This is a genomic window from Streptococcus infantis (assembly GCF_047465035.1).
GTDB classification, from domain to species: Bacteria; Bacillota; Bacilli; order Lactobacillales; family Streptococcaceae; genus Streptococcus; species Streptococcus infantis_T.
This window is the reverse complement of the sequence record NZ_JASHAQ010000010.1, coordinates 37,222-56,282: the sequence shown is the minus strand read 5'-3', so window position 1 is coordinate 56,282 and position 19,061 is coordinate 37,222. Positions and strand designations below refer to the sequence as shown.

19 protein-coding genes are annotated in these 19,061 nt (G+C 41.0%); 16 read left to right on the top strand and 3 right to left on the bottom strand.

Translation table 11 applies throughout. The annotated features are described in order from the left end of the window. Nucleotides 1-36: 36 nt before the first annotated feature. Entirely contained in the window at nt 37-234 is a 198-nt protein-coding gene (locus QM406_RS06050; protein WP_414273714.1) for a hypothetical protein, read from the bottom strand. 236 nt (nt 235-470) lie between these two features. On the opposite strand from QM406_RS06050, the gene budA reads away from it, so the two are divergent. The 10 genes from budA to alaS all read left to right on the top strand — a co-directional run bounded on the left by budA (nt 471) and on the right by alaS (nt 10,714). Next, a complete protein-coding gene (budA, locus tag QM406_RS06045) occupies nt 471-1,199 on the top strand; it encodes an acetolactate decarboxylase (RefSeq protein ID WP_049548245.1) in 729 nt (242 codons plus the stop codon). Between the two features lie 12 nt (nt 1,200-1,211). Then, on the top strand, nt 1,212-1,961 hold the full coding sequence (locus QM406_RS06040; protein WP_315639305.1) for a YhfC family intramembrane metalloprotease: 750 nt from the start codon (nt 1,212-1,214) through the stop codon (nt 1,959-1,961). 118 nt (nt 1,962-2,079) lie between these two features. After that, nucleotides 2,080-2,985 carry a UDP-N-acetylmuramate dehydrogenase gene (murB, locus tag QM406_RS06035; RefSeq protein WP_414273713.1) on the top strand — a complete coding sequence of 302 codons (906 nt, stop codon included), beginning with the start codon at nt 2,080-2,082 and terminating at the stop codon, nt 2,983-2,985. 161 nt (nt 2,986-3,146) lie between these two features. Further along, entirely contained in the window at nt 3,147-4,304 is a 1,158-nt protein-coding gene (locus QM406_RS06030; RefSeq protein WP_049548242.1) for an ABC transporter ATP-binding protein, read from the top strand. Continuing rightward, nucleotides 4,285-5,091, top strand: a complete 807-nt coding sequence (locus QM406_RS06025) for an ABC transporter permease (RefSeq protein WP_000754116.1) — start codon at nt 4,285-4,287, stop codon at nt 5,089-5,091. Before QM406_RS06030 ends, QM406_RS06025 begins: the two co-directional genes overlap by 20 nt. Next, on the top strand, nt 5,088-5,861 hold the full coding sequence (locus tag QM406_RS06020) for an ABC transporter permease (protein WP_371560328.1): 774 nt from the start codon (nt 5,088-5,090) through the stop codon (nt 5,859-5,861). The genes QM406_RS06025 and QM406_RS06020 overlap by 4 nt, the downstream gene beginning before the upstream one ends. Beyond that, a complete protein-coding gene (locus QM406_RS06015; protein ID WP_414273712.1) occupies nt 5,858-6,928 on the top strand; it encodes an ABC transporter substrate-binding protein in 1,071 nt (356 codons plus the stop codon). The genes QM406_RS06020 and QM406_RS06015 overlap by 4 nt, the downstream gene beginning before the upstream one ends. Nucleotides 6,929-7,068: 140 nt before the next feature. Then, nucleotides 7,069-7,320 carry a hypothetical protein gene (locus tag QM406_RS06010; RefSeq protein WP_371607640.1) on the top strand — a complete coding sequence of 84 codons (252 nt, stop codon included), beginning with the start codon at nt 7,069-7,071 and terminating at the stop codon, nt 7,318-7,320. Between the two features lie 273 nt (nt 7,321-7,593). Further along, nucleotides 7,594-8,079 carry an LURP-one-related/scramblase family protein gene (locus QM406_RS06005; RefSeq protein ID WP_060955565.1) on the top strand — a complete coding sequence of 162 codons (486 nt, stop codon included), beginning with the start codon at nt 7,594-7,596 and terminating at the stop codon, nt 8,077-8,079. 16 nt (nt 8,080-8,095) lie between these two features. Next, entirely contained in the window at nt 8,096-10,714 is a 2,619-nt protein-coding gene (alaS, locus tag QM406_RS06000) for an alanine--tRNA ligase (protein ID WP_414273711.1), read from the top strand. A gap of 94 nt (nt 10,715-10,808) precedes the next feature. Here alaS and gdhA read toward each other — a convergent pair whose 3' ends face one another. Then, nucleotides 10,809-12,155, bottom strand: a complete 1,347-nt coding sequence (gene gdhA / locus QM406_RS05995; protein ID WP_075230690.1) for an NADP-specific glutamate dehydrogenase — start codon at nt 12,153-12,155, stop codon at nt 10,809-10,811. Between the two features lie 229 nt (nt 12,156-12,384). Between gdhA and QM406_RS05990 the strand changes: the two genes are divergently transcribed. The 6 genes from QM406_RS05990 (at nt 12,385) to QM406_RS05965 (ending at nt 17,464) form a co-directional block, all read left to right on the top strand. Beyond that, nucleotides 12,385-13,320, top strand: a complete 936-nt coding sequence (locus QM406_RS05990; protein WP_414273710.1) for a dihydroorotate oxidase — start codon at nt 12,385-12,387, stop codon at nt 13,318-13,320. 32 nt (nt 13,321-13,352) lie between these two features. Next, nucleotides 13,353-14,390 (top strand): DNA polymerase III subunit delta, encoded by a 1,038-nt coding sequence (gene holA / locus QM406_RS05985; protein ID WP_414273709.1) that lies wholly within the window; start codon nt 13,353-13,355, stop codon nt 14,388-14,390. 69 nt (nt 14,391-14,459) lie between these two features. Next, nucleotides 14,460-15,065 carry a superoxide dismutase SodA gene (gene sodA / locus QM406_RS05980; RefSeq protein WP_006150800.1) on the top strand — a complete coding sequence of 202 codons (606 nt, stop codon included), beginning with the start codon at nt 14,460-14,462 and terminating at the stop codon, nt 15,063-15,065. 152 nt (nt 15,066-15,217) lie between these two features. Next, entirely contained in the window at nt 15,218-16,126 is a 909-nt protein-coding gene (locus QM406_RS05975; protein WP_414273708.1) for a LysR family transcriptional regulator, read from the top strand. Then, on the top strand, nt 16,123-16,584 hold the full coding sequence (lspA, locus tag QM406_RS05970; RefSeq protein ID WP_414273707.1) for a signal peptidase II: 462 nt from the start codon (nt 16,123-16,125) through the stop codon (nt 16,582-16,584). Before QM406_RS05975 ends, lspA begins: the two co-directional genes overlap by 4 nt. Next, nucleotides 16,574-17,464, top strand: coding sequence for an RluA family pseudouridine synthase (locus tag QM406_RS05965; RefSeq protein ID WP_414273706.1), 891 nt, complete (start codon nt 16,574-16,576; stop codon nt 17,462-17,464). Before lspA ends, QM406_RS05965 begins: the two co-directional genes overlap by 11 nt. Before the next feature lie 23 nt (nt 17,465-17,487). Here QM406_RS05965 and ffh read toward each other — a convergent pair whose 3' ends face one another. Further along, the gene (ffh, locus tag QM406_RS05960; protein WP_414273705.1) at nt 17,488-19,053 is read right to left on the bottom strand and encodes a signal recognition particle protein; all 1,566 of its coding nucleotides are present in this window, start codon (nt 19,051-19,053) and stop codon (nt 17,488-17,490) included. Nucleotides 19,054-19,061 lie beyond the last annotated feature (8 nt).

The window sequence follows — 19,061 nt, the reverse complement described above, 5'->3', positions numbered from 1 at the left end:
AGAAGTTTGGCAATGTTATACTCTTCGAAAATCTCTTCAAACCGCGTCAACGTCGCCTTGCCGTATGTGTAGGATACTGACTACGTCAGTTCCATCTACAACCTCAAAGCAGTGCTTTGAGCTGATTTCGTCAGTTCTATCCACAACCTCAAAACAGTGTTTTGAGCTGACTTCGTCAGTTCTATCCATAACCTCAAAGCAGTGCTTTGAGCTGACTTCGTCAGTTCTATCCATAACCTCAAAACAGTGTTTTGAGCTGACTACGTCAGTTCTATCCACAACCTCAAAACAGTGTTTTGAGCTGACTACGTCAGTTCCATCTACAACCTCAAAGCAGTGCTTTGAGCAACCTGCGGCTAGTTTCCTAGTTTGCTCTTTGATTTTCATTGAGTATTAAAAGGCAGTCTAGCATTCAATTCTAATCAGAAATGTGATATACTTAGTAAGTAAAATTTTCAAAGAAGAGTGAGATGATGAAGGTGCAAGAACCAGTTAAATTATTCCAATACAATACTTTGGGAGCCTTGATGGCGGGACTTTACGGTGGAACCATGACAGTTGGTGAATTGCTTGAACATGGTGATTTAGGATTAGGAACCCTGGATTCTATCGATGGAGAATTGATTGTCTTAGATGGGAAAGCTTATCAGGCCAAGGGTTCAGGTGAGAAACCTGAAATTGTGGAAGTTTCACCAGATGCCTTGATCCCCTATGCAGCAGTTGTACCCCACCAGGCAGAAGTTATTTTCCGCCAGCGTTTTGAAATGACTGATCAGGAACTTGAAAAACGTATTGAGTCCTATTATGATGGAGAGAATCTTTTCCGTTCCATCAAGATTCATGGTGATTTCAAGAACATGCATGTGCGCATGATTCCTAAGTCAACCTCTGAAACGAAGTTTGCAGAAGTAGCAACACATCAGCCAGAGTATAGTCGCGAAAATGTTTCAGGAACCATCGTCGGCTTTTGGACCCCAGAGATTTTCCATGGAGTTAGTGTTGCTGGTTACCATCTACACTTTATCTCAGATGACCTAACCTTTGGTGGTCACGTTATGGACTTTGTCATCAAGGAAGGTATTGTAGAAGTGGGTGCAGTTGACCAGTTGGATCAACGTTTTCCTGTTCAGGATCGTCAATATCTATTTGCTAAATTTAATGTTGACGAGATGAAAAAAGATATCGATAAGTCAGAATAAAAGGAGTCGAATATGAAAATTCATGTAATAATAACGATGCTGGCCTTGTTTGCCGTCCTCATTGCAGCAGTTTGGTACGCAAGAAAGAAATACAAGATTAATTTTGCAGTTTTGGGACTTGGTGCAGTTGCATTTTTTGCCTCATCACAGGTTTTAGAAAAAATCGTTCATTTGCTGGTTCTTCGACCTCAGAGAGATGGAACTATTACTCTCATGACAGAGAATCCCCTTCTCTATGTGATTTATGGAATCTGTATGGCTGCCTTATTCGAAGAAACAGCCCGACTAATCTTTTTCAAATGGTTGAACAAAAAAAGAGAGATGGAAGATTCAGATGCCCTCGCCTATGGTCTTGGTCATGGTGGGCTAGAAATGATTTATATCGGAATTGCTGGTTTACTCAATCTCTTTATCCTATTTTCAGCAGTTGAATCGCAAAATCCAGCTATCATGGAACTCTTACCTGAGAGTACACTTGCAACCATTCATAATTTAGCAGCTTGGCAGATTTATCTTTTGGGAGTCGAAAGAATTCTTGCCTTGATTCTTCAAGTTGGATTGACCTTCTGGGTTTTCCAAGCTGTTCGCCAAAAAAAATGGATTTATCTAGTAGCAGCTTACGGTCTGCATGCTTTATTTGATCTGGCACCGAGCCTTTCTCAAGTTGGCTGGATCTCAAATCCTCTGGTGGTAGAGGGAATCTTAGCAGTAGAAGTTTTGGCTTTCGTTTTCCTAACAAAATCAATCTTTTACAAGAAGTAGTAATATCAAGGAGGCCTAGCCTCTTTTTTGTATTGTCTCTGGTAAAAGGTGACATAATCATCGAAAAAAATCGCTAAAAATGGTATAATGGAATGAATTTCATAAAAGGATTAGAAAAATGACTGTATCAGATAAATTAAAAGAAACCTTAGAAGGAATCGATATTCGTTTCGACGAACCTTTAAAATCCTATACTTATACAAAAGTTGGAGGAAAGGCAGATTATTTAGTTTTTCCACGCAATCGCTATGAGATGGCTCGTGTGGTCAAGTTTGCCAATCAGGAAAACATTCCTTGGATGGTTCTTGGAAATGCAAGTAACATTATCGTCCGTGAAGGTGGAGTTCGTGGCTTTGTAATCATGTGTGACAAGCTCAATAATGTTTCGGTTGATGGTTATACCATTGAGGCAGAAGCTGGAGCTAACTTGATTGAAACCACTCGTATTGCCCTACGTCATAGTTTGACGGGCTTTGAGTTTGCTTGTGGTATTCCAGGAAGCGTCGGTGGTGCTGTCTTTATGAATGCTGGCGCTTATGGTGGTGAGATTGCTCATGTTCTCCAGTCTTGTCAAATCTTGACTAAGGAAGGTGCAATCGAAACCTTGTCTGCTAAAGACTTGACCTTTGGTTACCGTCATTCAGCTATTCAAGCATCAGGGGCAGTAGTCCTTTCTGCTAAGTTCGCCCTAGCTCCAGGTAATCACCAAGTCATCAAACAGGAGATGGACCGCTTGACTCACCTTCGTGAACTCAAGCAACCTTTAGAGTATCCTTCATGTGGATCAGTTTTTAAACGTCCAGTGGATCATTTTGCAGGTCAATTGATTGCAGAAGCAGGCTTGAAAGGTTATCGTATCGGTGGGGTCGAAGTCTCAGAAAAGCATGCAGGCTTTATGGTCAATATTGCTGATGGAACTGCTAGAGATTATGAAGACTTGATTGAATCTGTCATTGAAAAGGTTAAAGAACACTCAGGTGTTACTCTCGAGCGAGAAGTTCGTATCTTGGGTGAACATGAGTAAATAGTAGAAATAGCTTAGCTGCTACTAACTAGAATGTAAAGGGGGTGAAAGCCTATCGGTAGCGAAGATATATGCAGGTGGTCTAACTCCCTGCAAGAGGTAGTAGCGGCCTGACAGAGCCCTGATCTGTTAATCTATGAAAAAGAAGGAATTTATGCCAATTGAAAAAACCAATTATCGAATTCAGAAACGTTTCTAAAGTTTTTGAAGATAGCAACACCAAGGTTCTCAAGGATATTAACTTTGAGTTGGAAGAAGGAAAGTTCTACACACTTCTCGGTGCCTCAGGATCTGGTAAATCAACCATCCTCAATATCATTGCAGGTTTGCTGGATGCAACAACTGGTGATATCATGCTAGACGGTGTCCGTATCAATGACATCCCGACCAATAAACGTGATGTTCATACGGTCTTCCAGTCTTACGCCTTGTTCCCACATATGAATGTGTTTGAAAATGTTGCTTTTCCATTGCGATTACGTAAGGTCGATAAAAAAGAAATCGAAAAACGTGTATTAGAAGTTCTCAAGATGGTTCAGCTTGAAGGATATGAAAAGCGTTCTATCCGTAGGTTATCTGGAGGACAACGTCAGCGTGTAGCTATTGCGCGTGCGATTATCAATCAGCCTCGTGTGGTGCTCTTGGATGAGCCTTTATCAGCACTTGACTTGAAGTTGCGGACAGACATGCAGTATGAACTGCGTGAACTACAACAACGCTTGGGTATTACCTTTGTCTTTGTTACTCACGATCAGGAAGAAGCTCTCGCCATGAGTGACTGGATCTTCGTTATGAATGACGGTGAAATTGTTCAGTCAGGAACACCAGTTGACATCTACGACGAGCCAATCAACCACTTTGTTGCAACCTTCATCGGTGAATCAAACATCTTGCCAGGAACTATGATTGAGGACTACTTGGTTGAGTTCAATGGCAAACGCTTTGAAGCTGTTGACGGAGGTATGAAGCCAAATGAGCCAGTCGAAGTTGTGATTCGCCCAGAGGACTTGCGCATAACACTTCCAGAAGAAGGCAAGCTCCAAGTTAAGGTCGATACTCAGCTCTTTCGTGGAGTTCACTATGAGATTATAGCCTATGATGAACTTGGCAATGAATGGATGATTCACTCGACTCGCAAAGCTATTGTGGGCGAGGAAATCGGTCTGGACTTTGAACCAGAAGACATCCACATCATGCGTCTTAATGAAACAGAAGAAGAATTCGATGCTCGTATTGAGGAATATGTAGAAATCGAAGAGCAAGAAGCAGGTTTGATTAACGCTATTGAGGAGGAAAGAGATGAAGAAAACAACCTCTAAACTCTTTGTAGTGCCCTACATGCTTTGGATTGCACTCTTTGTATTGGCACCCTTGGTCTTGATTTTTGGACAATCCTTTTTCAACATCGAAGGCCAGTTCAGTTTAGAAAACTATAAATCCTATTTTGCGTCACAAAATTTGACCTATCTCAAAATGAGCTTCAACTCTGTTCTCTATGCTGGGATTGTGACTCTAGTGACGCTTCTTATCAGTTATCCAACAGCCCTCTTTTTGACTCGTCTCAAACACCGTCAACTATGGCTCATGCTAATCATTTTGCCAACCTGGATCAACCTTCTCCTTAAGGCCTATGCCTTTATCGGGATTTTTGGTCAAAATGGTTCTATCAACCAATTCCTAGAATTTATTGGGATCGGTTCTCAGCAGTTGCTCTTTACGGACTTCTCATTTATCTTTGTCGCAAGCTATATCGAGCTTCCATTTATGATTTTGCCCATCTTCAATGTTTTGGATGATATGGATAACAATCTCATCAATGCCAGCTATGACCTTGGTGCAACCAAGTGGGAAACCTTCCGTCATGTCATCTTCCCTCTGTCTATGAATGGGGTGCGAAGCGGCGTTCAATCTGTCTTTATCCCAAGTTTGAGTCTCTTCATGCTGACTCGTTTGATTGGTGGGAATCGAGTGATTACTTTGGGGACTGCTATCGAGCAAAACTTCCTGACCAATGACAACTACGGTATGGGTTCAACTATCGGTGTTGTTCTTATCCTGACCATGTTTATCACTATGTGGGTGACTAAGGAAAGGAGAGAACGATGAAAAAAATTGCCAATCTCTACCTAGCCTTTGTCTTTATTGTCCTTTATTTGCCAATCTTTTACTTGATCGGCTATGCCTTTAATGCAGGCGATGATATGAATAGCTTTACAGGCTTTAGCTGGACTCACTTTGAAACCATGTTTGGTGATGGGAGACTCATGCTGATTTTGGTTCAGACCTTTTTCTTAGCCTTCCTATCAGCCTTGATTGCGACTGTTATTGGGACTTTCGGTGCTATCTATATCTACCAATCACGCAAAAAATACCAAGAAGCCTTTTTATCGCTCAATAATATTTTGATGGTTGCGCCAGATGTTATGATTGGTGCCAGCTTCTTGATTCTCTTTACACAACTCAAGTTTTCTCTTGGCTTTCTGACTGTTCTGTCTAGTCACGTGGCCTTCTCCATTCCTATCGTAGTGCTTATGGTCTTGCCTCGATTAAAAGAGATGAATGGAGATATGATTCATGCGGCCTATGACCTTGGAGCTAGCCAGTTCCAAATGTTTAAGGAAATTATGCTTCCTTATTTAACGCCGTCTATCATCGCAGGTTACTTTATGGCTTTCACCTATTCCCTAGATGACTTTGCTGTGACCTTCTTTGTAACGGGAAATGGTTTTTCAACTCTCTCAGTTGAGATCTACTCTCGAGCTCGTAAGGGAATTTCGCTTGAAATCAATGCTCTTTCAGCCTTGGTCTTCCTCTTTAGTATTATCCTAGTTGTCGGATATTACTTCATTTCACGTGAGAAGGAGGAGCAAGCATGAAACGACTCTATTCATTTTTAGCAGGAATTCTAGCGATTATCCTTGTTTTGTGGGGAATTTCTTATCATCTTGACAGTAAAATCAATAGCCGTGATAGTCAAAAATTGGTTATCTACAACTGGGGAGACTATATCGCCCCTGAACTTCTCGAGAAATTTACAGAAGAAACAGGAATCCAAGTCCAGTATGAGACCTTTGACTCCAACGAAGCCATGTACACGAAAATCAAGCAGGGTGGGACAACCTATGATATTGCCATCCCAAGTGAGTACATGATAAACAAGATGAAGGATGAAGACCTTCTAGTTTCACTGGATTATAGCAAGATTGAGGGCATTGAGAATATCGGTTCTGAATTTCTCAACCAGTCCTTTGATCCCAACAACCAGTACTCTATCCCATACTTCTGGGGGACCTTGGGAATCGTCTACAATGAGACTATGGTGGAAGAAGCGCCTGAACATTGGGACGACCTCTGGAAGCCAGAGTATAAAAACTCCATCATGCTCTTTGATGGAGCGCGTGAGGTACTTGGACTAGGTCTTAACTCACTAGGCTATAGCCTCAACTCTAAAGATCCACAGCAGTTGGAGGAAACAGTAGACAAACTCTACAAGCTAACGCCTAACATCAAGGCCATCGTTGCCGATGAGATGAAGGGTTACATGATTCAGAACAATGCTGCCATCGGTGTGACTTTCTCAGGAGAAGCCAGCCAAATGCTGGAGAAAAATGAAAATCTCCGCTATGTCGTACCGACAGAGGCAAGTAATCTCTGGTTTGACAATATGGTCATTCCTAAGACTGTCAAAAACCAGGATGCTGCCTATGCCTTCATTAACTTTATGTTGAAACCTGACAATGCTCTTAAGAACGCAGAGTATGTCGGTTATTCAACACCAAATAATGCTGCTAAGGAAATGCTCCCTGAGGAGACAAAAGAGGACAAGTCCTTTTATCCAGATGCAGATACTATGAAACATCTAGAAGTTTATGAGAAATTTGACCATAAATGGACTGGAAAATATAGTGACCTCTTCCTACAATTCAAGATGTATCGTAAGTAGGAATAAACAAAAAGAACGAATCAGTCAAACTGGTTCGTTTTTTGAATAGTTGTATAGCTGTATATTTTTACTATCCTATTTGCTTATTTTATAGCCTAGTAGTATACTAAGTTTATAATAATAGAAAGCGGTAACAAATCATGAAAATGTCTACTTTTTTCAAAAAAAGTTATTGGCCAACCTTTTTGATTGTTAACGAAACAATTATACTATTCCATTTAAAGGATGGCTTGGATCGACAATACCTAACAACTGATTCCATACATTTGGTGATAGGTTACTTTATATTTGCAAATATTTTCGTATTTATGTATAGCAATTCGAAAACTTGGAATAAAAGTTGGGATAAAAAGAAAAATGGCAGTAAGAAAAAATATATCCTGAAAAATTAACCAGAGATATAGGGAGTTGGTTATTTAAATGAGGATTATTTCCAGTTGACGCAGACTTAAAAAAACGATATAATAAGAAAGTTGAGAATTGATTTTCTCTCCATCTTAGTTCAGAGAATTGGCGGTGCTGCGAGCCATCTAAGATAGAAAGTCATGCTACTCAATCCAACAATTGCATAAGAACGAAAGAATGACAAGTTCATTGAATGAAGGTGGTACCGCGGTTTTTCGCCCTTCGTGATATGGATTTGTCTTTTATTTTTGGAGGTGCTTATGAGAAGATTTCTTGTCAAACAAAAATTTCGCCTAGGTGGTGAACGCTTTGATATCAAGGATGAGTTGGGCAATGTTGCCTATCAGGTTGAAGGTTCTTTTTTTAAGATTCCTAAAACCTTTACCATCTATGATGTTGCTGGTGAACAGGTCAGTGAGATTAGTAAGGAAGTCTTAACTTTCCTACCTCGTTTTGAGATTCAACTCAGTAATGGAGATCATTTTTATATCCGAAAGAAGTTGACTTTCTTCAGAGATAAGTATGAGTTTGATAATCTCGGTCTTCGTATCGAAGGAAATGTCTGGGATTTGAATTTTAAATTGCTGGATGATCGTGACCAAGTGATTGCTGAGATTGCCAAGGAACTTTTCCATTTAACCTCTACCTATACCGTAACCGTCTATGACGAATCTTATGCAGACCTAGTCATTTCCCTCTGTGTCGCTATTGACTATGTGGAAATGCTAGAAAGCCAATCAAATTAGTAAAAAGGAGATACATATGAAACAATTATCCAGTGCACAAGTCCGCCAAATGTGGCTTGATTTCTGGGCTACAAAAGGCCACTCAGTAGAACCATCCGTTAGCTTGGTTCCAGTAAATGACCCAACACTTTTGTGGATCAACTCTGGGGTAGCAACCCTTAAGAAATACTTTGATGGAACTATTATCCCTGAAAATCCACGAATTACCAATGCCCAAAAAGCCATCCGTACCAACGATATCGAAAACGTAGGGAAGACTGCCCGTCACCATACTATGTTTGAAATGTTGGGAAACTTCTCAATCGGGGATTACTTCCGTGACGAAGCAATTACATGGGCATATGAGCTTTTGACAAGTCCTGAGTGGTTTGACTTCCCTAAAGACAAACTTTACATGACTTATTATCCAGATGACAAGGATTCATACAACCGCTGGATTGAAGTGGGAGTAGATCCAAGTCATTTGATCCCAATCGAAGACAACTTCTGGGAAATCGGTGCGGGACCTTCTGGACCTGATACAGAAATCTTCTTCGACCGTGGAGAAGCCTTTGACCCAGAAAATATCGGTCTTCGTCTTCTTGCAGAAGATATCGAAAACGACCGTTATATCGAAATCTGGAATATCGTATTGTCACAATTTAACGCAGACCCTGCTGTTCCTCGTAGCGAGTACAAAGAATTGCCACACAAAAACATTGATACGGGCGCTGGTTTAGAGCGTTTGGTAGCAGTGATCCAAGGTGCTAAGACAAACTTTGAAACTGACCTCTTCATGCCAATCATCCGTGAAGTTGAGAAATTATCTGGTAAGGTTTACGACCAAGATGGCGATAACATGAGCTTCAAGGTCATTGCCGACCATATCCGTTCTCTTTCATTCGCGATTGGAGATGGTGCCCTTCCTGGAAATGAAGGTCGTGGTTATGTCCTTCGTCGTCTCCTACGTCGTGCCTCTATGCATGGTCAAAAATTGGGTATCAATGAGCCTTTCCTTTACAAACTCGTTCCAACTGTTGGAAAAATCATGGAAAGCTACTACCCAGAAGTGCTTGAAAAACGTGACTTTATCGAAAAAATCGTTAAGAGCGAAGAAGAGTCATTTGCTCGTACTCTTCACTCAGGTCAACACTTTGCCCAAGGCATCGTAGCAGACTTGAAAGAAAAAGGACAATCTGTTATTGCTGGTCAAGATGTATTTAAACTCTATGATACATACGGATTCCCAGTAGAATTGACAGAAGAAATTGCTGAAGAAGCAGGAATGACTGTAGACCGTGAAGGTTTCGAAGCAGCCATGAAGGAACAACAAGAACGTGCGCGTGCATCTGCTGTCAAAGGTGGATCTATGGGTATGCAAAACGAAACCCTTCAAAACATCACTGTAGAAAGTGTCTTCAACTACAATGCTAGCCAATTGTCTTCTAAGTTGGTGGCTATCGTAGCTGACAATGCCGAAGTAGAAGCTGTATCAGAAGGAACTGCGTCACTTATCTTTGCAGAAACTCCATTCTACGCTGAAATGGGTGGACAAGTTGCGGACCATGGTCAAATCTTGGATGCTGCAGGAAATGTCGTAGCTACAGTAACAGACGTTCAAAAAGCACCAAACGGACAAGCTCTTCACACTGTTGAAGTCCTTGCACCGCTTGCCTTGAACCAAGAATATACCTTGGCAATCGATACTAATCGTCGCCACCGTGTTATGAAAAACCACACTGCGACTCACTTGCTTCACGCTGCCCTTCACAATATCCTTGGAAATCACGCAACGCAGGCAGGATCTCTTAACGAAGTCGAATTCCTTCGCTTTGACTTTACTCATTTCCAAGCAGTAACTGCAGAAGAATTGCGTGCTATTGAGCAACAAGTCAATGAAAAAATCTGGGAAGCTATCGCAGTAAAAACTGTTGAGACTGATATTGATACAGCCAAAGAAATGGGAGCTATGGCCCTCTTTGGTGAGAAATATGGTAAGGAAGTCCGTGTTGTCACTATTGGAGACTACTCAGTGGAACTGTGTGGTGGTACCCACGTTGGCAATACTTCTGAAATCGGTCTCTTCAAGATTGTCAAAGAAGAAGGAATTGGATCAGGAACTCGTCGTATTTTGGCAGTGACTGGTAAGGAAGCCTTTGAAGCTTATCGTGACCAAGAAGATGCACTGAAAGCAGTCGCAGCAACCTTGAAAGCTCCTCAACTCAAAGAAGTACCTCATAAAGTTGAAGGACTTCAAGAACAACTCCGTCAATTACAAAAAGAAAATGCAGAATTGAAGGAAAAAGCGGCAGCAGCGGCAGCTGGCGATGTCTTCAAGAATGTTCAAGAAGCAAACGGGCACCGTTACATTGCGAGTCAAGTTTCTGTATCAGATGCAGGTGCCCTTCGTACCTTTGCGGATAACTGGAAACAAAAAGATTACTCTGATGTGCTTGTTCTTGTCGCAGCAATCGGTGACAAGGTGAATGTCCTTGTAGCCAGCAAGACAAAAGAGGTACATGCAGGTAATGTGATCAAAGAATTAGCTCCAATCGTTGATGGACGTGGTGGTGGTAAACCAGACATGGCCATGGCAGGAGGAAGCAACCAAGCCAAGATCCAAGACTTGTTGGATGCAGTAGCAGGTAAATTGTAAGAAAATAAAGATCTATCCACTCGGATAGGTCTTTTTTAATATATAAGAAAAAACTCCTCACAGGAGATGTGAGGAGTTATATAGTTACTAGGAATTAAACAATACCTTGGGCAATCATAGCGTTTGCTACGTTTTCAAAGGCTGCAATGTTTGCACCTGCAAGGTAGTCAGTACCAAGACCGTAAGTTTCTGCAGTTGTTTTAGCTGTGTTAAAGATGTTAGTCATGATGTCTTTCAAGCGACCGTCAACTTCTTCACGTGTCCATGAAAGGCGAAGGCTGTTTTGGCTCATTTCAAGAGCTGATACAGCTACCCCACCAGCATTGGCAGCTTTGGCAGGTCCATAAAGGATTCCATTTTCCTTGTAGACTTTGATAGCTTTAAGGTCGCTAGGCATGTTAGCACCTTCAGATACACAGATAACTCCTTGAGCAACCAAGCGTTTCGCAGCTTCACCGTTGATCTCGTTTTGAGTCGCACATGGAAGAGCGATATCGTAGTTTCCAGTGTAAGTCCATACAGAACCTTCGTAGTAAGTAGCAGTTGGTTTTTCTGCAGCGTACTCAGTCAAACGAGCACGACGTTTTTCCTTAACATCTGTAAGAAGGTCAAAGTCGATACCATTTTCATCAATGACATAACCATTTGAGTCAGATACAGAGATAACAGTTGCACCAAGTTCAGTTGCTTTTTGAAGAGCGTATTGAGCTACGTTACCAGAACCTGAAATCACAACTTTCTTACCAGCAAAGCTGTTGTCGTTAGCTTTAAGCATTTCTTCAGTGTAGTAAACCAAACCGTAACCAGTTGCTTCTGGACGGATCAAGCTACCACCAAAACCAAGAGGTTTACCAGTCAAGACACCAGCATCAAATTGGTTGAGGCGTTTGTATTGTCCGTAAAGGTAACCAATCTCACGTCCACCAACACCGATATCACCAGCAGGTACGTCAAGAGATGGTCCGATGTATTTTTGCAATTCAGTCATGAAGCTTTGGCAGAAGCGCATCACTTCAGCATCAGTTTTGCCTTTAGGATCGAAGTCTGATCCACCTTTACCACCACCGATTGGAAGTCCAGTCAAAACGTTTTTAAAGATTTGTTCGAATCCGAGGAATTTCAAGATCCCTTGGTTTACAGTTGGGTGGAAACGAAGTCCGCCTTTATATGGTCCAACAGCTGAGTTGAATTGAACACGGTAACCACGGTTAACTTGAACTTTTCCATCACGGTCAACCCAAGGAACACGGAAAGAAATCACGCGCTCAGGTTCTGTGATACGTGCCAAGATATTTTCTTCAATATACTCAGGGTGTTTTTCAAAGACAGGCTCCAAAGTGCTGAAGAATTCTTCAACCGCCTGGAGAAATTCAGCCTCATGCCCGTTACGAGCTTTTACAGTTTCAAACACGCTTTGGATATATTCTTTAGCAGATGTCATATCGTTCTCCTTTTTGTTGTCATATTTTATTACATGAGACATTATAGCAGAAAAATTTTTCAGTGTAAAGAAAAAAACATAAATTTTCTAAAAATTCGTTCAATTTAAAATGACTGATTCAAAACATGCTAAAAAACGAACCTTTTCTATGGAAATGGTTTTATTGAAAAGCAAAAGTCAAAGTATGGTATAATAATAGACATAAAAAGGAATCTGGAGGAACAGAATCATGGTATCAACTAAAACACAGATTGCTGGTTTTAAGTTTGACAATTGCTTGATGAATGCAGCTGGTGTAGCTTGCATGACCATAGAGGAGTTGGAAGGAGTTAAAAACTCAGCAGCAGGAACCTTTGTCACCAAGACAGCAACCTTGGAGTTTCGTCAGGGGAATCCTGAACCACGCTATCAAGATGTTCCACTCGGTTCTATCAACTCAATGGGGCTCCCAAATAATGGTTTAGATTATTACCTTGATTATCTTCTGGAATTACAAGAAAAGGAACCAAATCGTACTTTCTTTCTCTCTTTAGTTGGAATGTCTCCAGAGGAAACTCATACCATCTTGAAAAAGGTTCAAGAGAGTGATTTTCGTGGTCTAACTGAACTCAATCTCTCATGTCCAAATGTTCCTGGTAAACCTCAGATTGCCTATGACTTTGAAACTACAGACCGTATCTTGTCAGAAGTCTTTGAGTATTTTACAAAACCATTAGGAATTAAGCTTCCACCTTATTTTGATATTGTTCATTTTGACCAGGCTGCAGCGATCTTTAACAAATATCCGCTCAAGTTTGTCAATTGTGTCAACTCTATTGGAAATGGTCTTTATATAGAAGATGAGTCAGTCGTGATTCGTCCCAAGAATGGCTTTGGTGGAATCGGTGGAGAATACATCAAACCAACAGCCCTTGCTAATGTCCATGCCTTTTATCAACGCTTGAATCCAGAAATTCAAATCATCGGAACAGGTGGAGTATTAACAGGACGTGATGCCTTTGAACATATCCTATGTGGTGCCAGCATGGTGCAGGTAGGAACTACCCTGCATAAAGAAGGTGTAGGTGCTTTTGATCGCATTACAAACGAACTCAAAGAAATTATGAAGGAAAAAGGTTATGAAAGCCTTGAAGATTTCCGTGGTAAATTGAATTATATTGATTAAATAAAAGCGAAACTAAAAAGAAAGGAGAAATGATGCTAGCAATAGAAGAAAGCCGAAAGCTATCCCTATCAAATTTACCTAGTTTGACCCTGTTTACAGGGGCTGATCAAGGACAGTATGAAGTCATGAAAACTCAGGTTCTAAAGCAAATCGGCTACGATCCTGCAGATTTGAATTTTGCTTATTTTGATATGAAAGAAGTAGACTACAAAAGCTTGGAACTAGAGCTGGTCAGTCTTCCTTTCTTTGCGGATGAAAAAATTGTTATTTTAGATCATTTTCTCGATATAACAACAGCTAAAAAACGCTATCTATCTGATGACGAGCTTAAGGCTTTTGAAGAATATTTGGAAAATCCATCTCCGACGAGTAAATTAGTTATTTTTGCTGAAGGGAAGCTGGATAGTAAGAGACGTTTAGTCAAATTACTCAAGAGGGATGCCAAGATTTTTGAAGCCCTTGAACCAAAAGAGCAAGAGATGCGAGCTTATTTTCAAAAGTGGTCTCAGGAACAAGGACTTTCCTTTGATGGAAAATCCTTCGAACAGTTACTTATCAAATCAGGTTTTCAATTCAGTGAAATTCAGAAAAACCTACTCTTCTTACAGTCTTATAAGGATGATGACCGGATTACCGAAGAAGACATTGTTGAAGCCATACCAAAGACTTTGCAGGATAATATCTTTGATTTAACTCAGTTAATATTGACTAAGAAGATTGATCAGGCACGTGATTTAGTGAAAGATTTGACTTTGCAGGGTGAAGACGAGATTAAACTGATTGCTATTATGCTGGGGCAGTTCAGACTCTATACACAAGTCAAGATTTTGGCAGAGTCAGGTCAAACAGAGGCCCAGATGGTCAGCAGTTTAGGGCACTATCTGGGTCGCAATCCTAATCCCTATCAAATCAAATTTGCTCTTCGTGATTCTCGAAGACTATCCCTTGATTTTCTCCAGAATTCTATTCGTCATCTCATCCAAGCTGATTACCAAATTAAGACAGGAGTTTATGAGAAAGGTTACCTGTTTGAGAAGGCCCTATTGCAGATTGCTAGCCAGTCAAATTGAGCAAATAACTTGAAAAAATAGGATGATTGCGTTATCATCTTTATATAGAAAGAAAAAGAGGTATTACAGATGGCTATTATCTTACCAGATCTTCCATACGCTTACGATGCATTGGAACCATACATCGATGCTGAAACAATGCACTTGCACCATGACAAACACCACCAAACTTACGTTAACAATGCAAATGCAGCTCTTGAAAAACACCCTGAAATCGGTGAAGACCTTGAAGCTTTGCTTGCTGATGTAGAATCTATCCCAGCTGATATCCGTCAAGCGCTTATCAACAACGGTGGTGGACACTTGAACCACGCTCTTTTCTGGGAATTGATGACTCCTGAAAAAACAGCTCCTTCAGCAGAACTTGCAGCAGCAATCGATGAAACTTTCGGTTCATTCGAAGAATTCCAAGCAGCCTTCACTGCAGCAGCAACAACTCGTTTTGGTTCTGGATGGGCATGGTTGGTTGTTAACAAAGAAGGTAAGCTTGAAGTGACTTCAACAGCAAACCAAGACACACCAATCTCAGAAGGTAAAAAACCAATCTTGGGCTTGGATGTTTGGGAACATGCTTACTACGTGAAATACCGTAACGTTCGTCCTGACTACATCAAAGCTTTCTTCTCAGTTATCAACTGGAATAAAGTAGACGAACTCTACGCAGCAGCTAAATAATCTTAATAACGACACCTTTTGGTTAGAATTTGCATCTAACTTGAAAGGTGTTTTTTGTTTGCTCTGATAAGAAGTATCTGTCTCATGATTTTCCTTTGTTGGATAGGCTTGATTTATGGTATAATGATAAGATAGAAATCGAAGGAGAAATCATGAATATTCAACAATTACGCTACGTTGTAGCTATTGCTAATAGTGGTACTTTTCGTGAAGCAGCTGAGAAGATGTACGTTAGCCAGCCGAGTCTATCTATTTCTGTAAGAGACTTGGAAAAAGAGCTTGGCTTCAAGATTTTCCGCAGAACCAGTTCAGGAACTTTTCTTACACGTCGTGGGATGGAATTTTATGAAAAGGCACAAGAATTGGTTAAAGGATTTGATGTTTTCCAAAATCAGTATGCCAATCCTGAAGAGGAGAAAGATGAGTTTTCAATAGCCAGCCAGCACTATGATTTCTTGCCACCAACCATTACAGCTTTTTCGCAACAATATCCTGACTATAAGAATTTCCGTATTTTTGAATCAACAACTGTTCAGATTTTGGATGAAGTAGCTCAAGGACATAGTGAGATTGGGATTATTTATCTCAACAATCAAAACCAAAAGGGAATCATGCAACGGGTTGAAAAGTTAGGACTTGAAGTGATTGAGTTGATTCCTTTCCAAACCCATATCTATCTGCGTGAAGGGCATCCTTTAGCCAAGAAAAAAGAGTTGGTTATGGAGGATTTGGCTGATTTACCAACAGTTCGATTCACGCAGGAAAAAGATGAATATCTCTATTACTCAGAAAACTTTGTGGATACAAGTGCCAGTTCTCAGATGTTTAACGTAACAGACCGCGCTACTTTAAATGGAATTCTTGAAAGAACTAATGCTTATGCGACTGGATCTGGATTCTTAGATAGCGATAGTGTGAACGGGATCACCGTTATTCCGCTAAATGATAATCTCAATAATCGCATGGTTTATGTCAAACGTGAAGAGGTAGACTTGAGTCAAGCTGGTAATCTATTTGTAGAAGTCATGCAAGAATATTTTGATCAGAAGAGGAAGTCATGAAAAAAAGAGGAATAGTAGCAGGAATCATAGCAGCCTTAATCGTGTTAGATCAATTGGTAAAGGCTTATGTCGTTCAGAATATTGCTCTTGGTGAAATTAAATCATGGATCCCTAATCTGGTTAGTTTAACCTATCTGCAAAATAGAGGGGCAGCCTTTTCTATCTTACAAGATCAGCAGTTGTTATTCGCTGTCATTACCCTGGTCGTCGTGGTAGGTGCCATTTGGTATCTCCATAAACACATGGAGGACTCATTCTGGATGGTCTTGGGCTTGACATTAATCATTGCAGGTGGTCTTGGAAACTTTATTGACAGGATCAGTCAGGGCTTTGTTGTGGATATGTTCCACCTTGACTTTATTAATTTTGCAATTTTCAATGTGGCGGATAGCTATCTGACGGTCGGAGTGATTATTTTATTGCTTGCAATGCTAAAAGAGGAAATGAATGGAAATTAAAATTGAAAGAGGCGGACTACGCTTAGACAAGGCTTTGTCAGATTTGACAGAATTGTCCCGTAGCCTCGCCAATGAACAAATCAAATCAGGCCAAGTCTTGGTCAATGGTCAGGTCAAAAAAGCCAAGTATACGGTCCAAGAGGGCGATGTCGTTACTTATCAGGTGCCAGAACCAGAAGTTTTGGAGTATGTAGCTGAAGATATTCCTCTAGAAATCATTTATCAAGATGAGGATGTAGCAGTAGTCAATAAACCTCAAGGAATGGTTGTTCATCCAAGTGCTGGTCATACCAGTGGTACCTTGGTGAACGCCCTTATGTATCATATCAAGGATCTCTCTGGAATCAACGGTGTGTTGCGTCCAGGGATTGTCCATCGTATTGATAAAGATACATCTGGACTCTTGATGATTGCTAAAAACGATGATGCCCATTTAGCACTAGCTCAAGAATTGAAGGACAAAAAGTCTCTTCGGAAATATTGGGCCATCGTTCATGGTAATCTTCCCAATGACCGTGGAGTCATTGAGGCACCGATTGGTCGTAGTGAAAAAGACCGTAAGAAGCAAGCTGTGACTGCAAAAGGCAAACCAGCAGTGACACGTTTCCAAGTCTTGGAACGTTTCGGTGACTATTCTTTATTAGAGTTGCAACTGGAAACAGGACGAACTCATCAAATCCGTGTGCACATGGCTTATATCGGCCATCCTGTAGCTGGTGATGAGGTTTATGGCCCTCGTAAAACCTTGAAAGGACATGGGCAATTTCTTCATGCCAAGACTCTTGGATTTACCCATCCAAGAACCGGTGAAACTATGGAATTTACTGCTGATATTCCAGAAATCTTTAAAGAGACTTTGGAAAAACTTCGAAATAACTAAAAAAGGACTCAAGCGAGTCCCTTTTATTTGCGTTTTTTCTTAGCTTTTTTCATTTTATTGGCCATGCGTTTCATGGATTGTTTCATAGCAAATTCCCCGATTTTGCCCTTGAGACCTCCACCAAACATTTGGCTCATATCTGGCATTCCTGCTCCACCAAGAGCTGATAAGTCAGGCATTCCACCTTGTCCCATCATACCTTCAAGGGCTGACATATCCATACCACCAGGCATATTTTTAGGAAGGTTGTTAGGGTTGATGCCCATCTGTTTCATCATCTTGTTCATGTCACCAGACATGACACCTTGCATGAGTTGTTTAGCTTGGTTGAAGTCCTTGATGAACTTGTTGACCTCGATAAAGGTATTACCAGAACCGGCAGCGATACGACGGCGGCGACTTGGAGTAAGCAAGTCTGGGTTTTCACGTTCTTCAGGAGTCATAGAAGAGACGATGGCACGTTTGCGAGCAATTTGTTTTTCATCTACCTTCATATTTTGAAGGGCTGGATTGTTGGCCATACCTGGAATCATCTTGAGCAAGTCTTCCATAGGCCCCATGTTTTGCACCTGATCTAATTGATCGATGAAATCATTAAAATCAAAGGTGTTCTCACGCATCTTCTCAGCCATTTCAAGGGCTTTTTGCTCATCGTATTCTTGAGATGCTTTCTCAATCAGAGTGAGCATATCCCCCATGCCAAGGATACGGCTAGACATACGGTCTGGGTGGAAGGTCTCAATGTCCGTAATCTTTTCACCTGTACCAGTGAACTTGATTGGTTTTCCAGTAATGTGACGAACAGAGAGAGCCGCACCACCACGAGTATCCCCATCAATCTTGGTAAGGATCACCCCAGTGACTTCTAACTGAGCATTGAACTCACGCGCAACATTGGCCGCTTCCTGACCAATCATGGCATCAACGACAAGCAGGATTTCATTTGGTTGAGCGAGGGCTTTAACGTCACGAAGCTCATTCATGAGAAGTTCGTCAATTTGCAAACGACCGGCCGTATCAATCAAGACATAGTCGTTATGGTTGGCTTTGGCTTGCTCCAAACCTTGGCGAACAATCTCAACTGCAGGAACTTCTGTACCAAGAGCAAAGACGGGAACATCAATTTGTTGTCCCAGTGTTTTCAACTGGTCAATAGCAGCAGGACGATAGATATCGGCTGCAATCATCAAAGGACGAGCATCCTCTTCCTTTTTAAGTTTGTTAGCAAGTTTACCTGCAAAAGTTGTTTTACCAGCCCCCTGCAAACCAACCATCATGATAATGGTTGGGATTTTTGGTGACTTGATAATCTCAGCTGTGTCTGAACCAAGAATTTCCGTCAATTCTTCATTAACAATCTTGATGATTTGTTGAGCTGGATTAAGGGTATCAATGACTTCATGCCCGATCGCACGTTCACGAACCTTCTTGATAAAGTCCTTAACAACTGGCAGAGCAACGTCAGCCTCTAAAAGAGCCAGACGAATTTCTTTGGTTGCTTCTTGGATATCGCTCTCTGTAATTTTTCCTTTTTTACGTAGGTTTTTAAAGACGTTCTGCAAACGTTCTGTTAAATTTTCAAATGCCATTATTTTCT

Bases quoted from the DNA above. Each gene is read 5' to 3' on its own strand.
- QM406_RS06050 (WP_414273714.1), bottom strand. From the start codon at position 234: ATGGATAGAACTGACGAAGTCAGCTCAAAGCACTGCTTTGAGGTTATG.
- budA (WP_049548245.1), top strand. From the start codon at position 471: ATGATGAAGGTGCAAGAACCAGTTAAATTATTCCAATACAATACTTTG.
- QM406_RS06040 (WP_315639305.1), top strand. From the start codon at position 1,212: ATGAAAATTCATGTAATAATAACGATGCTGGCCTTGTTTGCCGTCCTC.
- murB (WP_414273713.1), top strand. From the start codon at position 2,080: ATGACTGTATCAGATAAATTAAAAGAAACCTTAGAAGGAATCGATATT.
- QM406_RS06025 (WP_000754116.1), top strand. From the start codon at position 4,285: ATGAAGAAAACAACCTCTAAACTCTTTGTAGTGCCCTACATGCTTTGG.
- QM406_RS06020 (WP_371560328.1), top strand. From the start codon at position 5,088: ATGAAAAAAATTGCCAATCTCTACCTAGCCTTTGTCTTTATTGTCCTT.
- QM406_RS06015 (WP_414273712.1), top strand. From the start codon at position 5,858: ATGAAACGACTCTATTCATTTTTAGCAGGAATTCTAGCGATTATCCTT.
- QM406_RS06010 (WP_371607640.1), top strand. From the start codon at position 7,069: ATGAAAATGTCTACTTTTTTCAAAAAAAGTTATTGGCCAACCTTTTTG.
- QM406_RS06005 (WP_060955565.1), top strand. From the start codon at position 7,594: ATGAGAAGATTTCTTGTCAAACAAAAATTTCGCCTAGGTGGTGAACGC.
- alaS (WP_414273711.1), top strand. From the start codon at position 8,096: ATGAAACAATTATCCAGTGCACAAGTCCGCCAAATGTGGCTTGATTTC.
- gdhA (WP_075230690.1), bottom strand. From the start codon at position 12,155: ATGACATCTGCTAAAGAATATATCCAAAGCGTGTTTGAAACTGTAAAA.
- QM406_RS05990 (WP_414273710.1), top strand. From the start codon at position 12,385: ATGGTATCAACTAAAACACAGATTGCTGGTTTTAAGTTTGACAATTGC.
- holA (WP_414273709.1), top strand. From the start codon at position 13,353: ATGCTAGCAATAGAAGAAAGCCGAAAGCTATCCCTATCAAATTTACCT.
- sodA (WP_006150800.1), top strand. From the start codon at position 14,460: ATGGCTATTATCTTACCAGATCTTCCATACGCTTACGATGCATTGGAA.
- QM406_RS05975 (WP_414273708.1), top strand. From the start codon at position 15,218: ATGAATATTCAACAATTACGCTACGTTGTAGCTATTGCTAATAGTGGT.
- lspA (WP_414273707.1), top strand. From the start codon at position 16,123: ATGAAAAAAAGAGGAATAGTAGCAGGAATCATAGCAGCCTTAATCGTG.
- QM406_RS05965 (WP_414273706.1), top strand. From the start codon at position 16,574: ATGGAAATTAAAATTGAAAGAGGCGGACTACGCTTAGACAAGGCTTTG.
- ffh (WP_414273705.1), bottom strand. From the start codon at position 19,053: ATGGCATTTGAAAATTTAACAGAACGTTTGCAGAACGTCTTTAAAAAC.